Source organism: Mesorhizobium sp. B3-1-7, assembly GCF_006439385.1.
Classification (GTDB): domain Bacteria; phylum Pseudomonadota; class Alphaproteobacteria; order Rhizobiales; family Rhizobiaceae; genus Mesorhizobium.
In genome coordinates this window covers 1-20,863 of sequence record NZ_VFTL01000033.1, presented here as the reverse complement: position 1 = coordinate 20,863, position 20,863 = coordinate 1, and the positions used below count along the sequence as shown (strand labels likewise).

The 20,863-nt window shown below is 62.8% G+C and carries 27 protein-coding genes; 19 read left to right on the top strand and 8 right to left on the bottom strand.

Going from position 1 to position 20,863, the window contains the following annotated elements; translation table 11 throughout:
* Nucleotides 1-304: 304 nt before the first annotated feature.
* The gene (gene rnd, locus FJ417_RS24705) at nucleotides 305-1,456 is read left to right on the top strand and encodes a ribonuclease D (RefSeq protein WP_140785227.1); all 1,152 of its coding nucleotides are present in this window, start codon (nucleotides 305-307) and stop codon (nucleotides 1,454-1,456) included.
* Between the two features lie 71 nt (nucleotides 1,457-1,527).
* Here rnd and FJ417_RS24700 read toward each other — a convergent pair whose 3' ends face one another.
* Both FJ417_RS24700 and FJ417_RS24695 read right to left on the bottom strand, forming a co-directional pair.
* Nucleotides 1,528-1,947 (bottom strand): MAPEG family protein, encoded by a 420-nt coding sequence (locus FJ417_RS24700; RefSeq protein ID WP_140785226.1) that lies wholly within the window; start codon nucleotides 1,945-1,947, stop codon nucleotides 1,528-1,530.
* A 20-nt stretch (nucleotides 1,948-1,967) separates the two neighbouring features.
* Nucleotides 1,968-2,654 (bottom strand): hypothetical protein, encoded by a 687-nt coding sequence (locus tag FJ417_RS24695; protein ID WP_246687534.1) that lies wholly within the window; start codon nucleotides 2,652-2,654, stop codon nucleotides 1,968-1,970.
* Between the two features lie 120 nt (nucleotides 2,655-2,774).
* Between FJ417_RS24695 and FJ417_RS24690 the strand changes: the two genes are divergently transcribed.
* From FJ417_RS24690 to FJ417_RS24630, 13 genes are all read left to right on the top strand, one after another.
* A complete protein-coding gene (locus FJ417_RS24690) occupies nucleotides 2,775-4,028 on the top strand; it encodes a site-specific integrase (protein ID WP_181183290.1) in 1,254 nt (417 codons plus the stop codon).
* A gap of 541 nt (nucleotides 4,029-4,569) precedes the next feature.
* On the top strand, nucleotides 4,570-4,767 hold the full coding sequence (locus FJ417_RS24685; RefSeq protein ID WP_140785224.1) for a hypothetical protein: 198 nt from the start codon (nucleotides 4,570-4,572) through the stop codon (nucleotides 4,765-4,767).
* A complete protein-coding gene (locus tag FJ417_RS24680; RefSeq protein ID WP_140785223.1) occupies nucleotides 4,764-5,552 on the top strand; it encodes a helix-turn-helix domain-containing protein in 789 nt (262 codons plus the stop codon). Before FJ417_RS24685 ends, FJ417_RS24680 begins: the two co-directional genes overlap by 4 nt.
* Nucleotides 5,542-5,823 carry a DUF6074 family protein gene (locus FJ417_RS24675; RefSeq protein ID WP_140785222.1) on the top strand — a complete coding sequence of 94 codons (282 nt, stop codon included), beginning with the start codon at nucleotides 5,542-5,544 and terminating at the stop codon, nucleotides 5,821-5,823. The genes FJ417_RS24680 and FJ417_RS24675 overlap by 11 nt, the downstream gene beginning before the upstream one ends.
* A 202-nt stretch (nucleotides 5,824-6,025) precedes the next feature.
* On the top strand, nucleotides 6,026-6,340 hold the full coding sequence (locus FJ417_RS24670; protein ID WP_140785221.1) for a hypothetical protein: 315 nt from the start codon (nucleotides 6,026-6,028) through the stop codon (nucleotides 6,338-6,340).
* 12 nt (nucleotides 6,341-6,352) lie between these two features.
* The gene (locus FJ417_RS24665; RefSeq protein ID WP_140785220.1) at nucleotides 6,353-6,577 is read left to right on the top strand and encodes a hypothetical protein; all 225 of its coding nucleotides are present in this window, start codon (nucleotides 6,353-6,355) and stop codon (nucleotides 6,575-6,577) included.
* Nucleotides 6,578-6,700: 123 nt separating this feature from the next.
* Nucleotides 6,701-7,012, top strand: a complete 312-nt coding sequence (locus FJ417_RS24660) for a helix-turn-helix domain-containing protein (RefSeq protein ID WP_140785219.1) — start codon at nucleotides 6,701-6,703, stop codon at nucleotides 7,010-7,012.
* A gap of 57 nt (nucleotides 7,013-7,069) precedes the next feature.
* Complete coding sequence (locus FJ417_RS24655; RefSeq protein ID WP_140785218.1) at nucleotides 7,070-7,735, top strand: hypothetical protein; 666 nt, start codon at nucleotides 7,070-7,072, stop codon at nucleotides 7,733-7,735.
* Between the two features lie 10 nt (nucleotides 7,736-7,745).
* Nucleotides 7,746-7,985, top strand: a complete 240-nt coding sequence (locus FJ417_RS24650; RefSeq protein ID WP_140785217.1) for a hypothetical protein — start codon at nucleotides 7,746-7,748, stop codon at nucleotides 7,983-7,985.
* A 15-nt stretch (nucleotides 7,986-8,000) separates the two neighbouring features.
* Entirely contained in the window at nucleotides 8,001-8,507 is a 507-nt protein-coding gene (locus FJ417_RS24645) for a hypothetical protein (protein ID WP_140785216.1), read from the top strand.
* Between the two features lie 285 nt (nucleotides 8,508-8,792).
* Entirely contained in the window at nucleotides 8,793-9,098 is a 306-nt protein-coding gene (locus FJ417_RS24640; RefSeq protein WP_140785215.1) for a hypothetical protein, read from the top strand.
* 4 nt (nucleotides 9,099-9,102) lie between these two features.
* Nucleotides 9,103-11,967, top strand: coding sequence for a hypothetical protein (locus FJ417_RS24635; protein WP_140785214.1), 2,865 nt, complete (start codon nucleotides 9,103-9,105; stop codon nucleotides 11,965-11,967).
* 73 nt (nucleotides 11,968-12,040) lie between these two features.
* Complete coding sequence (locus FJ417_RS24630; RefSeq protein WP_140785213.1) at nucleotides 12,041-13,462, top strand: LamG-like jellyroll fold domain-containing protein; 1,422 nt, start codon at nucleotides 12,041-12,043, stop codon at nucleotides 13,460-13,462.
* A 124-nt stretch (nucleotides 13,463-13,586) separates the two neighbouring features.
* Here FJ417_RS24630 and FJ417_RS24625 read toward each other — a convergent pair whose 3' ends face one another.
* The 3 genes from FJ417_RS24625 to FJ417_RS24615 all read right to left on the bottom strand — a co-directional run bounded on the left by FJ417_RS24625 (nucleotide 13,587) and on the right by FJ417_RS24615 (nucleotide 14,624).
* Nucleotides 13,587-13,790, bottom strand: a complete 204-nt coding sequence (locus FJ417_RS24625; RefSeq protein WP_246687533.1) for a hypothetical protein — start codon at nucleotides 13,788-13,790, stop codon at nucleotides 13,587-13,589.
* Nucleotides 13,791-13,881: 91 nt separating this feature from the next.
* Nucleotides 13,882-14,307 carry a hypothetical protein gene (locus FJ417_RS24620; RefSeq protein ID WP_140785212.1) on the bottom strand — a complete coding sequence of 142 codons (426 nt, stop codon included), beginning with the start codon at nucleotides 14,305-14,307 and terminating at the stop codon, nucleotides 13,882-13,884.
* A 110-nt stretch (nucleotides 14,308-14,417) separates the two neighbouring features.
* Nucleotides 14,418-14,624, bottom strand: coding sequence for a CopG family transcriptional regulator (locus FJ417_RS24615; protein ID WP_140785211.1), 207 nt, complete (start codon nucleotides 14,622-14,624; stop codon nucleotides 14,418-14,420).
* Between the two features lie 259 nt (nucleotides 14,625-14,883).
* Between FJ417_RS24615 and FJ417_RS24610 the strand changes: the two genes are divergently transcribed.
* The 4 genes from FJ417_RS24610 (at nucleotide 14,884) to FJ417_RS24595 (ending at nucleotide 16,593) form a co-directional block, all read left to right on the top strand.
* Nucleotides 14,884-15,213: a hypothetical protein gene (locus tag FJ417_RS24610; RefSeq protein ID WP_140785210.1), complete on the top strand. Its 330-nt coding sequence runs from the start codon at nucleotides 14,884-14,886 to the stop codon at nucleotides 15,211-15,213.
* A 12-nt stretch (nucleotides 15,214-15,225) separates the two neighbouring features.
* Nucleotides 15,226-15,654, top strand: a complete 429-nt coding sequence (locus FJ417_RS24605) for a hypothetical protein (RefSeq protein ID WP_140785209.1) — start codon at nucleotides 15,226-15,228, stop codon at nucleotides 15,652-15,654.
* 111 nt (nucleotides 15,655-15,765) lie between these two features.
* The gene (locus FJ417_RS24600) at nucleotides 15,766-16,197 is read left to right on the top strand and encodes a DUF2280 domain-containing protein (RefSeq protein WP_140785208.1); all 432 of its coding nucleotides are present in this window, start codon (nucleotides 15,766-15,768) and stop codon (nucleotides 16,195-16,197) included.
* A gap of 9 nt (nucleotides 16,198-16,206) precedes the next feature.
* Complete coding sequence (locus FJ417_RS24595) at nucleotides 16,207-16,593, top strand: hypothetical protein (RefSeq protein WP_140785207.1); 387 nt, start codon at nucleotides 16,207-16,209, stop codon at nucleotides 16,591-16,593.
* Nucleotides 16,594-16,828: 235 nt separating this feature from the next.
* Here the strand turns inward: FJ417_RS24595 and FJ417_RS24590 are convergent, their stop codons facing one another.
* The 3 genes from FJ417_RS24590 to FJ417_RS24580 all read right to left on the bottom strand — a co-directional run bounded on the left by FJ417_RS24590 (nucleotide 16,829) and on the right by FJ417_RS24580 (nucleotide 19,045).
* Entirely contained in the window at nucleotides 16,829-17,035 is a 207-nt protein-coding gene (locus FJ417_RS24590) for a transcriptional regulator (RefSeq protein WP_140785206.1), read from the bottom strand.
* A 106-nt stretch (nucleotides 17,036-17,141) separates the two neighbouring features.
* Nucleotides 17,142-18,644, bottom strand: a complete 1,503-nt coding sequence (gene guaB, locus FJ417_RS24585; RefSeq protein ID WP_140659747.1) for an IMP dehydrogenase — start codon at nucleotides 18,642-18,644, stop codon at nucleotides 17,142-17,144.
* A gap of 164 nt (nucleotides 18,645-18,808) precedes the next feature.
* Complete coding sequence (locus FJ417_RS24580; protein WP_140785205.1) at nucleotides 18,809-19,045, bottom strand: type II toxin-antitoxin system prevent-host-death family antitoxin; 237 nt, start codon at nucleotides 19,043-19,045, stop codon at nucleotides 18,809-18,811.
* A gap of 200 nt (nucleotides 19,046-19,245) precedes the next feature.
* Between FJ417_RS24580 and FJ417_RS24575 the strand changes: the two genes are divergently transcribed.
* Complete coding sequence (locus FJ417_RS24575; RefSeq protein ID WP_140659748.1) at nucleotides 19,246-20,667, top strand: MFS transporter; 1,422 nt, start codon at nucleotides 19,246-19,248, stop codon at nucleotides 20,665-20,667.
* Nucleotides 20,668-20,863: the final 196 nt, after the last annotated feature.

The following is a 20,863-nucleotide window of genomic DNA, read 5'->3' as shown; positions in this document are numbered from 1 at the left end:
CAAGTCGATCACGATCGCGGCACCGTTGTCCGACGTCTGGCGCAGCGTGACCGAACCGACATGATGCAGGGCTGGATGTCGCCCGCATGCCAGCCCTACTGGGGCGGCACGCTGCCGATTCTGAAAGCAGCCGTGGAGCGGACCGCGACGGCTTGAGGGACATCGCGGGTTGGCGCGTCGGCACGCAGCGCGATTTCGCATGGAAGAATCCGGCGATCGGGCCACCGCTTACGCTGCGGCGGCTTGACGAAAGGGCGCGCGGCTGAAATTGAAAGAGGCTTAATATTGTGCCAAAAGCGATTTGATGCAGGTCATCACCACACAAGAAGAACTCGAGAGCGTTGTCGCGGCGTTCGAAAAGTCGGAATTCATTACCGTCGATACCGAATTCATCCGCGAGACGACCTTCTGGCCGATCCTCTGCCTGATCCAGATCGCCGCGCCTGGGATTGAGGCGCTTATCGATCCGTTGTCGCCCGGCATCGACCTGAAACCGTTTTTCCGGCTCATGGCCAACGAAGCGGTGCTGAAGGTCTTCCACGCGGCGCGGCAGGACATCGAAATCATCGTCCATCTCGGCGATCTGGTGCCGCATCCAGTGTTCGACACGCAGGTGGCGGCGATGGTCTGCGGCTTCGGCGACAGCGTTTCCTATGACCAGCTTGTCCAGAAGGTCACCGGAGCCCGGCTCGACAAATCCTCGCGCTTCACCGACTGGCGGCACCGGCCGCTCTCCGACAAGCAGCTCGAATACGCGCTCGCCGACGTCACCCATCTGATCAAGGTCTACCAGCATCTCAGCGCCGAGCTGAAGCGCGAGGACCGCGCCCATTGGCTGAACGAGGAGATGGATGTCCTCACCTCGCGCGAGACCTACGATCCGCATCCCGAGGATGCCTGGAAGCGGCTGAAGATGCGGCTGCGCAAGCCGCAGGAGCTGGCGATCGTGCAGGCGGTGGCCGCCTGGCGCGAGCGCGAGGCGCGCGAGCGCGACGTGCCGCGCGGCCGCGTGCTCAAGGATGATGCGATCTACGAGATCGCGCAGCAGGCGCCGCGCGACGCGGCGGCGCTCGGCAAGCTGCGCACCACGCCGAAAGGCTGGGAGCGCTCCGCGACGGCAACCGCGCTGCTTGGCGCGGTCAATACCGCCCTTGCCCTGCCCAAGGATGCGATGCCGAAACTGCCGAAAAGCGTCCAGCCGCAGGAAGGATCGAGCGCGGCGTCGGAGCTGCTCAAGGTGTTGCTCAGGATCGTCGCGGAGAAGGAAGGCGTCGCCACCAAGGTGCTTGCCTCCAGCGACGATATCGACCGCATAGCCGCCGAGGGCGACGAAGCCGACGTGGCGGCGCTGCAGGGCTGGCGGCGCGCCGTTTTCGGCGAGCAGGCGCTGAGGCTGGTGCGCGGCGAGATCGGCATCAAGTTCGACAAGCGCCGGATCGCGGTGTTCGACCTTTAGAGCAATTCCAGGAAAAGTGCGTAAAAACAAAGAGATAGACCGTTTCCGTGAAACGGTGAAACGCTCTAGCGTCACACCACCGCGAGCAGGTGCAGCGCGAACCAGAACCAGGCGACAAGAAGTATACCCGCGCCAAGGAAGAAGGCGCGGCTGCGGTGCAGCACATAGTTTCTGTCGAGATGCACCCAGGCGTGCACATAGCGCGTGACTATGAACAGCCACATCAACGCCAGCGTCAGGTAGTTCACGCCATTGGTGACGAACAGCGCCAAGCAGAGCACGTGGAAGAGAACCGGCAGCTCGAACTGGTTGATCAGATTGTTGGCGACTGTGACGCTCGAGGCCGGCTCGGTGGAGCGGACCTTGTACTGGCCGACCTTCGCTTCGCCGGACTTCACGGCGAGATAGCGCCGCTTCAGCATCACCAGATAGACGATGTAGACCAGGAGCACATGCGCCAGCATCGGCCAGAAGATGGCGGTCTGGTGCATTTGTCCGCCCTCTCCTCCCGTCAGCGCCGCCGCTGCCCGGCCAGCGCGAAGAATGCGACGACAAAGAATGGAATGGCCAGCAGCGCGAATTTGGTGACGGTCAGCAAAGAGGCGAAGGCCAGCGAATCGGGGTTGGCCAGCTGGAAATCGGAGAGCAGCCGCGCCAGGGCAAAATTCTGAGCATAGTCGGCCACCGTATAGGGCAGCACCAGCACGAGCGCGAACAGGGCCTGCAGCTGCGCCGGCATGGCGCGGAAGGTGCTGAGCCGCCGCCCGAAAGCAAGGATGAGGCTGACCAGCGTCAGCGACAGCAGCGCCGGGAACAAAAGGTCGAAGGTCAAATAGTGCCAGACGATGATGATCTCGCCGCCGCGACGGCCGAGTGCTGTGAGCCACGCCATGCCTTCGTCGGGCGTGAAGCCGGCGACGCGCATGTCGAGCGCGGCCAAGCCGCCGCTCAAGCGCTGGAAATAGAGAAACTCCAGCGCCGTCATGACGAGGAACAGCGCGATCGAGGCAATGGACAGGGCCGGCGCGTGCCGCGACAGCCGCAGCACCGCCACGCTCAAGCCGCGCCACAGCCCCTGGCGGTCGGGCCGATCGGCCTCTCGATCAAAGTCCGCCCGGGTAATTGGGGCTTTCGGGGAACCGGAATTGGTCAAAGCCTTTCCGCCCAACGGATTCTGGCCCTCACCCTCATAAGCCATTGATTTCATCCATTCCGCTGCCTTGCCGATGGCTACCACTCTTTACCTAAGCCCAACCGACATTTACCATTAGCTCCACTGACACAGTGCTGACACGGCACAAAGATGACTGAGAGCGCGATGGCTGCAACGCTTGTTTCGGACAGACATATATCGCGATTGCTGAGTCCTTCAAAGGGTCAATCCCTCTATTGGGACGGCGAGGTTCCTGGTTTCGGCGTTCGGGTGACGTCCAGCGGGTCTCGAAGCTTCATCTTCAACTACCGCGTCCGGGGCACAGGGAAAGAGCGACGCTATACCATCGGCTCGACCTCAGACTGGAAGGTGGGCGTCGCGCGCCAGGAGGCGAAGCGGCTGCGCAAGGTCGTCGACCTCGGTGGTGACCCTCTCGGCGAATTGGAGGAGCAGCGGAAGCAGGCAGAGGACGAGCGCAAGCGCGCCCGAACGGTCGAACAGCTCTGCGACGAGTTCGAGCGGGAGCACCTGCCCGCGCTGCGGCCGGCGACGAGGAAGTTCTATAAGCTGGCGATCAAGAACCACCTCAAGCCGAGCCTCGGGAAAATGAGGGTCGAGGACGTTCAGCGGTCCGACATCGAGAAGGTCTTCCGCAAGCTGACCGATCTCGGCCAGCGCCATCAGGCGAACCAGTGCGTCGTCCTCATGGGCGTGTTGTTCCGCTACGCCATCGAATGGGGCTGGCGCACCGGCCTCAATCCGGCACAGGGCATCGCCAGGCACACACTGGAGGGCAAGGAGCGCTATCTGAGCCCGGCCGAGACCAAGAAGCTGTCAGCGGCGCTCGACGGCCTGGAGGACAAGCAGGCGGCCGCGATTTTCAAGGTGCTGTTGCTGACTGGCAGTCGCGTTGGCGAGGCGTGCAAAATGCGGTGGGAACAGCTCGACTTCCACCGCGGGATCTGGTCGAAGCCGGCGTCGACCACGAAGCAGAAGAAGACGCACCACCTCCCCCTCACCGCCCCGGTGCTGGCGATCCTGCAGGGCATCCGCGAGAAGCAGGATCCCGTGTCCGAATGGGTGTTTCCCGGTCGAAGCAAGGAAGGCTTTCGCAACGATCTCCGCGCCGCCTGGAGCGCGGCCAAGAAAGCGGCCGGGATAACTGGGCTGCGCGTGCACGATCTGCGCCACAGCTTCGCCTCGACGCTGGCCGGCAGCGGCTTCTCCCTGCCGATGATCGGCGCCGCCCTCGGCCACAGCCGGGTCGAGACGACGCAGCGCTACGCCCACCTCGCCGACGATCCGCTGCGCATGGCGATGACACGTGCCGCTGATCTGATAGAGGCTGCAGCGAAACAGGAATCTGGCGACGATTTGGACCTGACCAAATCAGCGATTTCGCCCGCCGATAATTTGTAACCATCTGGGTCGGCGCCAGTTGGCCAGCATTTTCAATGGCATCGCCGCAGATCGCCAGGTATGTCAGCATCTGGTCAGCACTCGGCAGCTATCTGTCGATAAGTGGCAGATCACCTCTTGCTCTTTCACCATTCCCAGCCGTACATTCACCGCGTCGAAGGGATTCTGAGTTTTCGAAACTCCGAACCACGACGCATGTCCTACAGACGTGAGCCGACCGAGACCCGCAAGGGCGGTCCGCTACCCGATGGTTCAGAGAACATTTCCAGTTCACTGCGCCCGTCGGCTTGATCTGCTTCGCCCGGGCGCCCCAAGAGGAGCCCACGACGGTGGATTACAATATTTTCGATGAATGGCCGACGGAGGCCGAATTCGCAAAAGCGAACGGCCTGACGAAGCGCCAGGTCGCTCGCATGCGATCGAGGAAGGACGGCCTCCCCTTCGCCAAACGAGGCAAGGAGATCATCATTCACGTTCCGACGGCACGTGAGTGGCTCAAGAAGCGGCTCATCACGCCGAATCCCTCGCGGGAGGGGCGCGCATGACGGCAGACCTTACCCCTCCCGAGCATGAGCATTCCGCCGCCATCGACCTCGCCGTGGAATGGCTCTCCCAGAATCCTCGAGACCGGATCGGTCAGCCGATCGTCCCCCTGTTGCGCGAGAGGTTCGGACTGTCGGCCGTCGAAGCATGTGAAGTCTGCCGGGAGGCCAACCTCCGGATGGCGCGCGCCGCATGAGTGCTGCCAAGGGGAAGTCCTATGCAGCGATACCGGCAAGGGCGACGGGCGATAAGCGGCTGGCGGCGGAAGACTACCGCGTGCTGATGGCAATCGCGCTCCATGATCGCCTCGGAGCAAATGGCATCGGTTGCTTTGCTAGCCATCCCCGCCTCGCGGAGTTAGCAGGTTGCCACGAGAAGAGCCTCTCGCGGACGCTCGCAAAGCTCAAGCTGTGCGGCTACCTGGAAATCAGCCACCATCCGATGAACGGACGGCTGCGCGTCTACCGCATCATCTACACTGCCTTCGATACGGATTATTTCCTCAGCGCGAAAGGTAGCAGTCCTGCTACCAAAAAACCGGGGGCACAACAGGTAGCAGAGGCGCTACCGGAAGCTCTGCGGAATGGTAACAATCGCGTTGCGGAGGCCGCTCCAAAGGTAACAGCCATCAGTGAAAATACACAAGAAAATCAATTAGTTAATTATGCAAATATATTCAGTGAAACTGAAATAAATCCCATAAAAATGGGAAATATATCCTGCGAAGCAGCGGACGTACCGACCGGAAGCATCTCGGAAGTCGTGCCGGGAAAGAGCTTCGGAGCGATGTTGGGGATCATCGAGCGCAGGCTGCAGCACGGCATGGATGAGAGCGAGGGCAAGCGCCGGGTTGCCTGGCTGAGTGCCCAACTCGAAAGCGGCGAGATCACCGACGATTCTGAGTACCACCGAACCGTTCGGGTGAGAGACGCGATCGCAGGAATGCTCCGTCGACTGAGCGAGATCACCGATGCAGCTTGAACTCGACTTCACGGCCAGGATCTTGGTGTTTCCGCTGTCGAGACGAATCGCCGATGTCCGCCAGGTCGCGCGTCGGCTGGACGTCATCCACGGTGACGAGGCCGCAGTCTATTGGCGCGGCGTGGTGGCGGACCTCGACCGCCGGCTGTCCACCCACGGCCTGCCTAGAGAGCAGATCGACGTTGAGCTTTGGGCGTTCTTCGACGCGGTGCAGATGGAGCTGCTGCGCCAGTACGGCGGCGACACGCCGCAGAAAGGGCGAACGAGGTGAACCAGGCCGAATTCATCAAGCGGGCTGGTGAGCGGGCCAGCAAGCGCCAGCATGACGGCCTCGAGGAAAGACCAGCGACACGCTCACCAGAGGCGAGAGCGCGCGTCGCTGCAATCTACGCCACGTTCTGCGCACAACATGCTGCATCGAAGGGTGAGCGCTCGGAACGGCCCGAGCGTCCGGCTCTGCGGAGGTCGTACATATGAAACGCAACGAGAGCGCCGGAGACCGGAAGTTGAGGCTGCACGGACTAGACACCCAGGCCTGCGTCGCAGCGATGAAAGGCCTCGGCGATCACTTCGGGACGCAGATCGCTACACGTGCGATTTCTGAGGGCTGGGATACCGACCAAATTGACGATGCAGTCGAAGCCGTGTTGCAGAGCATTCGAGCCTATTTGTCTGGCGCTGCGGATGTCAGGGACATCGAGATCACCCTCTTCCACGTCCACTTGGCGCTGGTCCGAGCGGGGAAGCACACAACTATACTGCTCCTAGATGACGGCGGTAACGCATGACTTCCCGAACAGGTGGAACGTCCGCCTGTACGCTGGTTTCTGGAGCTCAAAGGCAAGGACCGCGGCTACGTCCGCCGCGTCGAGAACACCGGCAAGGACGGCGAAGCGATTTTCACGCGTCAAAAGCCAGACATCAGTCATTTGACGGACGAAGAACTCGAAATCCTCGTCGCGACTCAGAAGCGGCGGGAGAGCGCGGTGAGCGAGAAGATCGAGCCCTCCCTAAGTCCCACATAACCAAAAAGGTTACATATACTGTCGCGCGACGTAACCGTTTTGGTTACGTTACTTTGTTTCACGTGAAAAAAGCTCCGCGGATGACATTTCTTGTATTGTACACCTGCGAATAATGGTGCTCGAATGTGCGAAGCGAAAGGAGAATCATTGGTGAGACGGATACTGACCATCGACAAGGTGAAGACCGTGCTGGAACGCACCGGCGGCAATCGCGTCGAGGCCGCGCTAGAGCTCCAGGTAGCGCGCGGGACTTTGCATTCCTTTATCGCCCAGCATCATGAGATCATCGAATTCCTCGCGGAAATCGAAGACGATGCCCGCCAGGTCGATATTCTCGCTCGTCGTTTGCGTCGCGGCGATGTCGAGCCCGAGCACCGCCGCGAGATCCGCTCGCTTCTGTCCCGATGCCTTCACTCGGAGGCCCGCGCCGCCTAATCACGACACATCATAGGCCCGTCGAGATGACGGCCCGTCCGGAAGAAGGAGCTCAAATTGAGCATTTTGAAACGAGGCAAGGCCTCACCAACACCAGTGACAGCAGAGGCCGTCAGCGAGGCTTCTGCAGCACTGGACGCGGCCAAGCGTGTCGTCGAAGCGATCGCAGCCAAGCAGGAAGCCGCCAACCGGCATTCCGAAAATCTGGCAGCTGAGCGGGCTCGCGTCGCCCTTGCGGCGCATACCGGCGACGCTGCAGCCAAGGCGAGGCTCGACGCGATCAATGTCGAGGTGAGCACGCACGGATCGGAGATGGCCTCACTCGCCGCCGCGATCGCCGAGGCACGGAAGAATGTGCAAGCGGCCGAGGACCGCGTCGCCGAACACGATATAGCCCGCCGCACAGCCGCGGCCCGTGAAATCGCGAGCCAGATCATCGCCGAGGCGGAAACGATCGATGCGGCCCTCGCCGAAGCCGCCGTTGCCCTTGGTCGACGCGACGCCCTGCGGACAGCACTCGTCAAAACCGGAGCGGTACGGCCAGAAGTCTCGAACCAGTTGGCCGGCCGGCTCACGATAAATCGTGCCATGGCCGCCGCCGGTCTCCACGGCTTCGCTTCCTTCGACGGAGCGGCCGGCACAGGAACGGCCAGGTCGACGCTCGCTCGGCATGACGTGGCCGTGCTCGGCGCTGCCACGAACACCCCCGCCGCGGCGGCATAGGAGGCGCACCATGGCACTCGAATCGGAAAAAGCCGCAATCGACAGCGCGTTCGGGACGCTCTCCACCGCGGTGAGCGCCTACATCGCGGCTGGCGGCTCGCCCTGGTCGGCCGGCTTCTGGCTCCTCGCCCATGTGGCCAACATCGACCCGCGGATCTCGTCGTTCTGCGATGGGCAGGCAGAGAAGGCAATCAACGCCCGTGAAGTCCGCGCGATCACCTTCGCCCAGATGAACGAACGACCGAAGTAAGGGGGAACGAACGAGATGACCGCCATGGATTTCAACACGGCCTTGAAGCGCCGCCGCATCCTGCAGGAGCTCACGGTCGACAAGATCGCCGCCGTCGATCGTCCGGCCCAGGAAGGTGCGAATGCGGTGATCATGAAGCGCGCCGACGAGCCTCCGGTCGACGCCTTCACCAAGGCCCAAGGCGACTTCGAGGCATGCGTGGACCGTATCCAGAAGCGTGACAATTCAACCCGTCTGGCCGCGATCATGAAGGCCACGAATGAGCATCCCGACGAATGGTCGCGATATGGCGAGGCCGGCAAGGACCATGTCGTCAAGGCCGAGCGGCGGGCACCGGTGGAAACCAGGATCAGCAAGGCCTTCGACAGCATCCGGAAAATGGATGACCAGCTCGAGGATCTGGTCCGCAAGCAGCAGCGGCCGGACGAGACCTTCGCGAAGGCCTACGATCGCGTGCTTCGCGAACAGCCATCGCTCTACACCGGCCGATGTGAGTTGGTGAGGGCGCACGGATACGAATGATCATCATGGCCGGGACGCTCCCGATCTTGAGTGTCCTGGCCTCTCCATCGCGCAGCGCGGTTGGCACGCTTCCGCAATGCGCGCACCCAGGATGCAAGGCCTGGCGGTCCACTCGGCGGAGACCGGAAAATCACCGAGATGCGGCGGCCTTTTTCCAGGGCGCGGCCGCTCGGGCTTGCGGTGCCGACCGTCACCTCAAGGCCCTCCTTCGAGGGAAACAAAAAGCTGGGCGGCGGGCGAGCCGCCGCTCAGCGCTCTCACACCCACCAAAAAAAGGACATTCCCATGGATGACGCCAAACCCGTCGAGATCGACCTCGCCGGCAAGACTGTAACCCTCGTTCCGACGGGAGAGGCCGCGCTCGCAATTTCGGACGCTGCCGATGGGCTTGCGCCGGCGATGGCGGCCATTTCCCGCCTCAGTGTCAAAGCCATGGCGATGGTGATCAACGCCGGCGCCGGGCTGAAGGGCGCGGAAGCGAGAAGCACGGCCGAGGCCGTCGCCGCATCGAACCTGGTCGAGCTATCCGGCAAGCTCAGCGATTATGTCGCCGCTCTCTGCAACGGCGGCCGGCCATTCAAGGGAGCCTAAACCCATGGAGGCCGCCGGCGACGTCGTCATCACGATTTCCGCGAACGCAGCCGCCTTTGAGGCCGCGCTCGGCAAGGCGCGGCAGCAGGCGGATGCCTTCGACGCGGCGGTGTCGGCGAAGCTCTCCGGCGCCGGCATGTCGGCGGGGCTGGCGAAGATCGCCGGGCTGATCGAGCAGACCAACGCGCTGCTTTCCAAGATGGTCGGAGCGGCGTCTCCTGCGGCCGCCAGCCTCGAGAAAGTGACCGCGGCGACGAAAGGCGCCGCCGCGGCGCTGGACAGCCTCAACCTCGCCCAGATGGAGACCAAGGCCAATTTCTCCATCATCGGCGCGCAGTCGCAGCAATACGAAACGGCGCTGTTGCAGGTGAACGATGCGAACCGCATCGGCGTGGAGCTCGAAAAACAGAAGGCCACGCTGACGCAGGGCGCCGTCGGCGCGCTCAACGCCCAGGCCGGAGCGGCCGGGAAAGTCGCATCCGCCACGGAGCACGCGGCGAGCGCGTCACGGCTGGGCGCGACCCAGATGATGTCGCTGGCCCATGCCGGCCGATCGGCGGCCGAGGGCTTGGTGCTCGGCGTGCCGGCGATGCAGATCCTCGCCCAGCAGGCAAACCACCTCTCATACGCGCTCGCCGGCGAAGAAGGTTTGATCGCTGCCACCTCGAAGGCTCGCGCGGCCTTCGGCGCCTTTCTCGGCACCGGCACTGGTATGATCGCTACGGCCGGCGTTGCCGCCGTCGCAGGGCTCACGGCCTACGTCCTCGCCACGCGCAACTCGATCCAGAGCGTCGACCAGGTGCTGACCGAGCACAAGGCCCTCATCGACGAGATCGCCGCCGCTTATCCCGAGGCGGCGAAGGCGGCGAAGCAATATGAGGAGGTCGCCTCCAGGCTGCCGCAGTCGGTCGCCGCTGCCGACATCAACGATAAGATCAAAGAAAACACCCGGACTCTCGACGACCTGCTTGGCTCGCTCTCGACACGGATGCAGATGCTGTCGCAGGAATGGGGCCTCGTCGGCAGCTCCGGCCAGAAGGCGTTTGGCGATCTCGCCGACATTGCGAAATCCGGTGCCGTCGACGCCGCCGACAAGGTCCAGGCCGCGCTCGGCCGCATGCGCCTCGATCCCGCATTGAACGAGAACGTGCACGACCTGGCCAAGTCGCTGCAGGATGACGCGACGGCGGCGGCGAAGCTCCAGGATGCCTTGAACGTCAAGAACGACTTCGCGGGCATAGTTGATCACAACAAGCGGGCGACGCAGACGCTCTTCGAGCTCGCCAGCGGCTTCGATGGCGTCAAGGCTTCGGCCGGCGGCGCCGATGCCACCATCGCCAAGCTGTTCGGCGATATCAACGGTGGAGATCGCTTCGGCGTCACGCGCTCTCAGAATGCCTTCGGGGCGCAACTGGCGGGATCCGTACAAGCCACGCTTGGTGCCTTTCAGCAGGTCGACCAGGCCATCCAGGAAGCGCGCCGCAACCAGCTGAGCAGCTTCGTTGATCTCGACAACCAGCTGCGCACCACCACCCAGGAGGCGGACGCGCTGAAGCAGGCCATTGCGTCGGCCGCCAGCGGTGACAACGTCAAGCTGTTCTTCAACGACGTCAGCGGCATCGCCAACGCCAATTCCGAGCTGCAGCGGTCGGTCGACACCGTCAACCGCCTTTTCGATGCGATGCACTCGGGCAGCGCCACGACGCGGACCGTTTTCGAAGGTCTGGACATGATTCGCCAGAGCCTCATCCGCGACGGTTTCGGCGTCGATGCGGTGAACAAATTCGTCGATTCGCTTGTCCGCACCCGCATGCAGCTGGATCAAGACGCGGCCGGCGCGAAGCAGCTCAACGCCGCGATTCAGGCAATTCGCAACAAGACGGTGACGATCACCGTCGTGACGCGCCAGGTCGGCTCCGGCACGCAGTCCCTCTACGATGTGCCGAACAGCAATGGCGGCACCAGTTCGGTCGGCGTGACGCGCTATGGCGGCGATGGCTCGACCTCCGGCCCCTCGATCACCGCCAATGAGGTGCCCTCCAGCGGCTATGGAAGCCAGGGCGGATCGGGCTCGCCCGGCACATCGACGGTCAACGTCTGGCGCTTCGCCACGGGCGGCATGATCCATCCCGGCGATACGCAGCAGGTGTCGTTCTTCAAGAGCCCCGATGAAACGGTCGGCATCTTCACACCGGGCCAGATGCAGGCCCTCGCCAGCCCGCAATCGGCCTTCACCGGCACCCAGCCGACCCAGGACCAGGACCGCATGTGGACGGTCCAGATGAACATCGAGGCGAATACGCGCAAGACCACGCAAATCCTCGACGACATCAGGACGGCCACGGCAAGCAGCGCTTCGGTGTTCAGCGGCTCGTCTTCTTCTGGCGGCTCGTCTTCGAGTAACGGCACGACCGATCGCTCCGAGCGCGACGCCTACTTCATGCAGATCTTCAAGCAGTATCAGTCGAATTTTCAGGCGGCGGGCGTCGTTGCGGGCCAGCCGATCGGTTATGGCCTCGGCAACAGCTCGTCTCCGTTCCAGATCGCGCTCAAGGCCACGCAGGCAAAATACGGCTTTGCCTCTGGCGGCATGATCGGCGGCGATGCCGGCGACACCCAGAAGGTCGAGTTCTTCAAGAACCCGAACGAGAAGCTCATCATCGCAAGGCCGGATCAGTTCACCGACGCGCGCTCCCAGCCGGCGGCGGCCAATTCCAACGCCGCCAATGATCGGCCGCTGATCGGCACGCTCTCCATGCCGATCTACCTCCAGGCTGGCGCCCAAGTCACCAAGGACAGCGCCGCCGAATTGAAGCGTCAGGCCGTGCTCGCGATTCGCGAAGCCCTACGAGGCATCAATGGTCGATAGGATGTCAGTTCTGGCCCTCATAGCCTCCTGCGCCGTCGTGCTGGCGCTGGCCTTGCTGAAAGGATTTTAAGATATGCCCTGTCTGTCGCTTGGCCTTCGCCTTGGCGCCGCGCGCCGCGTCATTGCCGCTGCCGCGCCACCCTATGTTCCGCCAGTAGAAGAGCCGGACCCGCCGCCGTCCGGCGATCCGACGCCGCCCGAGGATACGCCGACCGACCCGGACACCGGCAATCCCGAACCCGGCATCGACCCTGATTTCGTCGAGGCGACGCGCATTGAAGTCACCGATGCCAAACAGACCGTGATCCGCACGGCGGCCGATCCCGGAACCTGGGGCAATGCCTATGTGGCGGCGGAACTGGTCGGCTACGATTATTGGGAAATCCTCGTCCAGAACTCGACGCCGAAGAACGCAACGCTGGCGGTCGGCGTCACCAATGGCGATCTGCCGCTGAACGGAATCCCCGGCGACACGGCGGGCGCGCTGGCCTACTGGTCGAGCGGCGTCGTCCGCAACGATGGATCGGAGACGTCCGGCTTTGCCACCTTCGGGCGCGGCGACCGCATCGGCATCGCGCGCGATCATGACACCGGCCGCATCTGGTTCGCCAAGAATGGAACATGGCTCGGCTCGACGCCCGTTGTCGGCGGATCAGGCCAGCAAGGCACGCTGACCGGAGACGGTCCCTATTACCCCTTCATCGCGCTCTACAGCGCGTCGACGGTGGCAACGTTCAAGTTCATCGCCTCGAAATTCGCCTATTCGGTTCCGACCGGGTTCTATCCGATCGGCAAGACGCCGGTCACCGATCCATACTTCGCCAATGTCGTGCTGCTGCTCGGCTTTGAGGGGTCGGACGGCGCAACGACGACCACCGACCAAAGCCCTTCTGCCCATTCTCCGATAACCTTCAACGGCAATGCGCAGATCGATACGGCACAGGCTGCGGTCGGCAGTACGTCATCTTGCCTGTTCGACGGGTCAGGCGACTATCTATCGATCCCAAACAGCAGCGACTGGCGGCTCTCAGCAGCCAATTCCGATCAGTTCACGATCGAATTTTGGATGAGGCCACATGATGACGGAAGTACGATCGAACGCGTTATGGGGCAGGTGAATACCCATTGGGTTTGGTATATCGACCAAAATCTCCTAAAGCCCGCGTTTCATTGGACCTCCGACGGCAGTAATTTTCAAGATCTTGGTGCCGGTGCAAGTCCGGCGATAAGCATCGACGCTTGGAGTTTCATCGCCATCAGCAAGAATGCAAGCGGCAAGCTCAGGCTTTGGCGCAATGGGGCTTTGGCTGATAGTTCCACGCCGGCCAACAGCGCCATGTTCAACTCTACCGTCGACCCTCTCGAAATAGGCCGCGCCTTTGGCAGTGCGATCTACAATGGCTGGCTCGATGAGATCCGCATCACCAAGGGCGTCTGCCGTTACGACACCGACGGCTCGATCACCGTGCCTACGGCAGCATTTCCGAGGAGCTAGTTCCAGGACACCCGGACGAGACCTTGGAAGTGGTGGGAGTAGAATACAAGGAGTTGCTAATATTCAATCGGCGAAGGCGTGGACGATCGCGAAGCCGGCGAGGCCAGGACCCTTGCCCCCCACCTCATTTCGAGGCCTTCGTCCGCTTCGGGCTCATATGGCTCGTCACGAGCCGCACGGCATGGAGTTTGACCGTGATCCCGAGGTCCTTGCCGCCGACCGTCACGCTGTCCCCATCTACCCTGGTGACTTCCCCCGTTAGCTCGATCTTCTGCCCGCTGCTGATGTGTGGTGTGGTGTCCGCGATCGAATGAGGCTGGTCCAGCACTTTCGTTCTCTCCGACGTAGGCGACCACGATCTCGCCGACCGCTATGGCTGATGGGGTCTCGAGCCGAGCCAGGCCAACCCATTTTCGAGGTCACTTGCTCGGTGCGAGCGGTCTCGCATGATATTTGCAGAGCAACACGAACTGCGGCTTCCCCGCCAATTGGCTCGATATCGAGGAAGCCGGGAGCGTCAGGATCTGCGCGTTGAAATCGCAGAAGGACTGCACCATGTCGGCGACATCGTCGGCGTTCATGTCGTCGATCTTCATGATGTCGCCTTCTTGGCAGTTGCCGCCGGCAAGCGCTATCGGGATGTGGTGACACTGTCGCTCTTCGCGAGCCTTCGCGTCAGCAGCCACCACCGTTGCCGCGGCCGGCTCCGGCTTCAGCGCGTCATAGCATGCCACTCGATCGGCTCCGTCGACGAGCTGCCGGCAATTGTTGATGGCCTCGAAGGTCTGCGCATGTGCCGCGCCGGCGGCGCCAAAGAGCGCGCCAATCGCCAGGACCCGGAGCATCCCCACCTCCCTAGTCATTGCCCGGGTGAATACTTGCGCACTTGAAATAACAGCGCAAGCCCGTACCAGATCGGCACCGATGCAACCAAAATGGTTACAGCGCAGGCATGCTATTTGGAGAGGTAGTTGTGCGCCTGCAGCCAGTTTCTCATGATCCGGCGGATTGCCTCAGGCCTTGTCGGCGAGTCTGCTTGCTCGGCAGCGAACGCATCGATCGCATCCAAGTCGCTGCGAACAAGGCGGATATTCACCTGATCGGAATCAACCGCAGGTCTGCCTCTGGATTTTTTGATAGGATTTATTGTTGACGAGCTCATGGTTTAATTCCTATCATTTAATAGTCGGGCCGGAAAGAGGTTGCCGCCTCAATCCAGCCCTGGACCACAATCGAAAGGAGATTTCGACCATGGCTTGCCTTCCTATAGCACTCTCTAAAATTGCCCGCGACCCAGTCGTCGCGGCCTTCCTGGCCCGCGGCGAAGACAACACCGACCCCGAGCCCATTGTCATCCCGGTCCGCTTTCCTCGGCCGCCATTCAAGGACGGCGCTGCTGTGCGGCGCGAGCTGGAGTGCGCATGATGGCCGCCGCTGCGACAAGACCGTTGCCCGGCGCCGAGCCGAATGACCCGCTGCTCGCCGCCATCAACCTCTATCGCTTCGCTGGCGAGGCGTACGACGATCTGCCCGACGATCTCGACGAGGAGGGGGACGACGAGGCGTTCCAGCGCCTGTGCGGCGATCCTGATGCCATCCTGGTGGCATGGACAGCGCCAGCGACGTCGCTTGAGGGCGCCACGGCCGCGCTGCGCATGGCCCTCCAGGTTCTGCGCGAGAACAACGGCGAGCCAATTGTGAAGAGCCTCCTCGCGGCGTCGTTGGCATTTTTCGAAGGCCGGTGCACCTGATGCGGCGGAAACATGGATGACGAAGCGGCTGCGGCCGCCGCCAGCGCCCTTGAGATGATCGAGGCGAGCCTCGGCAAGCTGCTCGCAGCTTTGGGGCCAGAGGCGGCGGCTCGCGTCGCCACAGGCATCCTTCAGCCCGACGTGCTCGCCTCGGCCGAGCCGCCGGAATATTGGGCCGGGCGCTTCGCGGCGCGCGGCCTTCGCATGAGCGCCAGATCGTTGCGCGCCAAAGCTCTCAAGGCCGGCCTCTGCTACCATGTCGACAAAAAGGTGCTGATCTCACCGCGGCAGATCGATGAATTGTTCAGATGGCGGGGATCTTCAAAACAGAGGGACCATCCGACGGCGCCAGTTAGCCCAAGCGGTGCATACAAGCGCGCTCTGGCGAAGCTCAAAGCCGCAGAAGACCAACGCAGGCGGAAGCCCGGCAGCAAGGGTTAGGGCCCCGCGCAGAATTGCGCATCCCCTGCTTAGATTGCAGCAGGGGGAAGACTTTTACCCGCTTCGCATGGCATATTTGCCTGACCTTACCTGACGAAATGGCAAAGACCCATGGCGAAAGCAAAGCTCCCGGAAGGGGCGAAAGCCCTTGTGGTGCAACGGCTCGCGCGCTTCGAGTCGCCGTCGGACGTCGCCGAGGCGGTCAAGCAAGAATTCGGGATTGTGATCGCCCGCCAGAGCATTGAGTTTTTCGATCCGACCAAGCACGCCGGCCGGAACCTGGCGCCGAAATGGCGGACGCTCTTCGAAAAAACCCGCGAGACGTTCATCCGCGACTTAACATCCATCGCAGTCAGCCACCGCACGGTCCGGCTACGCGCGCTCCAGCGCATGGCCGACAAAGCCGAAGAGCGGGGCGACGGGTATCTGCTGCTGAAGCTGCTTGAGCAGGCGGCGCGGGAAGTCGGCGGCATGTTTACCGGTCGGCGCGAGTTCAGCCCGTCGCCGTCTCCGGCGGTCGTCGCTATCTTGCCGAAGCGCTGAGCGCCAATCATGGTGATCAAGTCGCGGGATCTGAACAGCCTGCCTCCGCTCGACGAGATGCCAGACGACTTCGCCCTGACCCTTCCTGAGGCCTGCCAACTCTTCTTCCGCGGCATGATGGGTCCCGGCTCCCTGCGGGCGGCGCGGGATCGTGGCGCTCTTGCCATGGCACGGGCTGGCCGAAGGGATTGGGTGACCGCCGGCGCGATGCGAGAGTTCTTGCGCGCAGGCATCATTCCACCAAAGCCAAGCACGCGAGAGCCTGAGCCGTCAGTGGAGGAACGTGGGCGGATTGCTCTGGCTTCGGCGAAGCTGTCCATTTCGAAGCTATTGGCTGATAACCGGGCCGCGGCAAAAGCTGAACGTCGAGCCCTCAAATATCCAGAAGAGGATTAGGCGCACAATCTTGCGCTCGCCGAAACCGGCGATCGCAATGAGCTAACGGCGCGCCCTCACAGTCGGTACGAATTTACCGGGCGCCATGGGGTCAGTCGTCACCGGTACCGCGAAAGTACCGGTGAAGGATTTTTTCGGCGAAGGGTTCGCCTCCAAGGGTACGCACAATATGCGTGCCCTTCTCGGGGCGTTTCCCCCGATCCCGGGGGAAACCCTGGTCGAGTTTTCGACCGAATTAAATCAATGGTTTGCCGAGCCCTGCTGCGTCGTAGGCGTCGAGATCGCTCTCGAGCCAGAAGCGCCGCCGGCCATTCAGGTTTGGTTCCGGGAAGCCGCGCGATCGATTCGAGAGCCATCGGTCGAGAGTAGTGTCGCAGACGCAGTAGCGCCGGCAGACCGCCGCGGTATCGAGCTCACGCCGCGGTTTCGTGATCCAGGTCATGAAGTCCCCCCTGCCCTATTGTGCTGACATCACGCTGATAAGGACAAATTCGTCAACCAGAGCTGATGCGCTATCGGGAGGATTTTAAACGGTTTTCACCGATTTCCTAGAGGCCGCCCGGGTAATTGGGGCTTTCGCGGGTGATCGTGACGTCATGGGCGTGGCTTTCACGAAGTCCGGCATTGGATATGCGCACAAAAGTGGCGCGCTCGCGGAAATCTGCAAGGTCACGTCCACCCACATAACCCATAGCGGCTTTCAGGCCGCCTGCAAGCTGGTGCAGCACGCCAGCCACAGGTCCTTTGTAGGGAACCTGCCCTTCAATGCCTTCCGGAACCAGTTTCAGCGTATCGCGGACCTCGGCCTGGAAGTAGCGATCGGCCGAGCCGCGCGCCATGGCGCCGACCGAGCCCATGCCGCGGTAAGCCTTGAAGGAGCGGCCCTGGTGCAGATAGACCTCGCCCGGGCTCTCGTCGGTGCCGGCAAGCAGCGAGCCGATCATTGCTGCGCTAGCGCCCGCGGCAAGCGCCTTGGCCAGATCGCCCGAATATTTGATGCCGCCGTCGGCAATGACGCTCACGCCAGACTTATGCGCCGTCTCCACCGCCGACATGATCGCCGAAAGCTGCGGCACGCCGACGCCGGCCACGATTCTGGTTGTGCAGATCGAGCCCGGGCCGATGCCGACCTTGACGGCGTCGGCGCCGGCGTCGATCAGCGCCTGCGTGCCGTCGGCGGTGGCGACATTGCCAGCCAGGATGCGCACGGAATTGGAGAGCTTCTTCGCCCGCGCCACCGCGTCCAGCACGCGCTGCGAATGGCCGTGCGCGGTGTCGATGACGAGCAAGTCGACGCCGGCGTCGATCAGGCGCTCGGCGCGCTCGAAACCGTCGTCGCCGACACTTGTGGCGGCCGCCGCGCGCAGGCGCCCTTGGGCATCCTTGGTGGCATGCGGGTTGAGCTGCGACTTCTCGATGTCCTTGACGGTGATCAGGCCCACGCAATTGCCATTCCTGTCGACCACCACCAGCTTCTCGATGCGGTGTTTGTGGAGGAGACGCTTGGCTTCGTCCTGGTCGACATTCTCCTTGACCGTGATCAGGTTCTCACGCGTCATCAGTTCGTAGACCTTCTGCGCCGGATCGGAAGCGAAGCGCACGTCGCGGTTGGTGAGGATGCCGACGAGCCGGCCGACCGTGTGGCCGCCGGTGCCGCCATTCTCGACCACTGGAATGCCCGAAATCGAATAGGTGCGCATCAGCGCCAGCGCGTCGGCCAGCGTGGCGTCCGGGCCGATGGTGACCGGGTTCACCACCATGCCGGACTCGAATTTCTTCACCTGCCTGACCTGCTCGGCCTGCTCGGCCGGCGAGAAATTGCGGTGGATGACGCCGATGCCGCCGGCCTGCGCCATGGCGATCGCCAGCCGCGCCTCGGTGACGGTGTCCATCGCCGCCGACAGGATCGGCACGTTGAGATCGATGTCGCCTGCAATACGGGTGCGGATGTCGGTCTCGCCCGGCATGACTTCGGAATGGCCGGGCTGCAAGAGCACGTCGTCGAAGGTCAGCGCCAGCGCGCCGGTGGACGTTTCGATGATTTTTGCCATGGCCAGTCCTTTTGAATGCGGAAAAGGCGCTGGGCCGATTGGCCAGCGCCGACTCTCATCTTCCCTTTCAGGATTGGCGCTGGCTGGTAACACGTCCTGTCGCGGTTGAAAAGCCGATCGTTGCGCGAGGTGACGGCACCCGTTTCGAACCAAAGCCTTCATCGCTAGCGTTCGTAAGTATCGTCGCGTGTCCAGTTTTCGACTGCGACGACCGGCTGTTGCTCGAGCCGCGACAACAACGCTGCGCGCGAGTGGAGCAATAGTTCCTGCGTGTCGGCGGGAACGATCCGCGCCACAGGCCGCCCATTGCTGACCACGACATAGCTCTGTCCTTCACTGCCTCCACGCAGGATGAAGGAGAGTTTGCGTTCGACGTCAGCTATGGAGACGATGTCGTCCAACTCCATACAGATTGGTAGTATGACAATACGCCCGGTAGGACGACATTCCGCCGAAAAATTTGCCCTGCCAGTGGTTGCGATCCCGCAAAAGTGACAGCAATTTAATGCGACATTCGGGCCGAGGCGTGATAACCGCCCGGTCGCACCGGTTCGCCCCCAAGCCGGGCCTAGAATCGCGAAGACAAATCAGGGCGTTTCCCTTGAACCGCATCATCCCGCTCATCCTGGCGGTCGCACTTTTCATGGAGAACATGGATTCGACCGTGATCGCGACGTCGCTGCCGGCGATCGCCGTCGACATCCATACCAGCCCGATCGCGCTGAAGCTGGCGCTGACCGCCTATCTGGTGTCGCTGGCGATCTTCATTCCGATCAGCGGCTGGATGGCGGACCGGTTCGGCGCCAAGAACGTGTTTCGCGCCGCGATCGGCGTCTTCATCGCCGGCTCGGTCGCCTGCGCCTTCGCCAATTCGCTGCCGGCTTTCGTTGTGTCGCGCTTCCTGCAAGGCATGGGCGGCGCGATGATGACGCCGGTCGGCCGGCTGGTGCTGGTGCGCGCCACGCCGAAGAACGAGCTCGTCGCGGCAATGTCCTGGCTGACCGTGCCGGCGCTGGTCGGCCCGCTGGTCGGCCCACCGATCGGCGGTTTCATCACCACCTATTTCACCTGGCACTGGATCTTTCTCATCAATGTGCCGATCGGCCTGATCGGCATGTGGCTCGCCACGCGTTATCTGCCCAAGACGGAGCCTGTCCAGACGCCGCCGCTCGATTTCCCCGGCTTCGTGCTCTCGGGGCTTGCCGCTTCCGGCGTCGTGTTCGGCCTTTCCGTCGTCAGCCTGCCGGCGCTGCCGCCGATGGCGGGCTTCATCACTGTCGCCGTCGGCGTGGTCTCAGGGGTGCTCTATCTCCTCCATGCCCGGCGCGCCAGGAACCCGCTCTTGGCGCTGGAGCTGTTCCGCAACCAGGTGTTCCGATCCTCCGTGCTCGGCGGCTCGCTGTTTCGCATCGGCATCGGCGCAGTGCCGTTCCTCTTGCCGCTGATGTTCCAGATCGGCTTCGGGCTCACGCCCTTCCAGTCGGGCATGATCACTTTCGTCTCGGCGATCGGCGCCATCGGCATGAAGTTCGTCACGGCACTGCTTTTCCGCCTCGCCGGCTTCCGTCGGGTGCTGATCTGGGGCTCGCTTGTCGCGGCCGCCTCGATCGCGATCTACGGCTTGTTCACGCCGCAGACGCCTTATGCGCTGATGCTGGCGATACTTCTGGTCGGCGGCTTCATCCGCTCGATGTTCTTCACCGGCGTCAATGCGCTCTCCTATGCCGAGATCACGCCCGCCGACACCAGCAAGGCGACGCCGATCACGGCGGTTTTCCAGCAATTGTCGATCGCGCTCGGCGTTGCGCTGGCTGGCGGCATCCTCGAAGTATCGACGTCCATCCATGGCGGGCCGCTGACGCTCAGCGACTTCCACATCGCCTTCTTCATCGTGGCGGCCGTTTCGGCGGCGGCATCCATCACCTTCATGCGGCTGGCGCCGGACGCCGGCAACGCCGTCTCGGGTCACGGTCGCCTGACCACGCCGAAGACGCTGGAAACGGTGGGGACAGCGGGGAAGTAGCTCACGGCGCCGCCCTGCGTGACTTCGTCATTCCAGGGCGGAGCAAGGAGCGAAGCGACGCGCGCAGACCCTGGAATCCATGCCAGAACCAACACACGGGATTCTAGGGTCTACGCTTCGCTCCGCCCTAGAATGACGAAGTTCCAGGACCTTTGAACTCCTTCGCCAGCAGATAAAGCTCCACCGACTCCTCCCG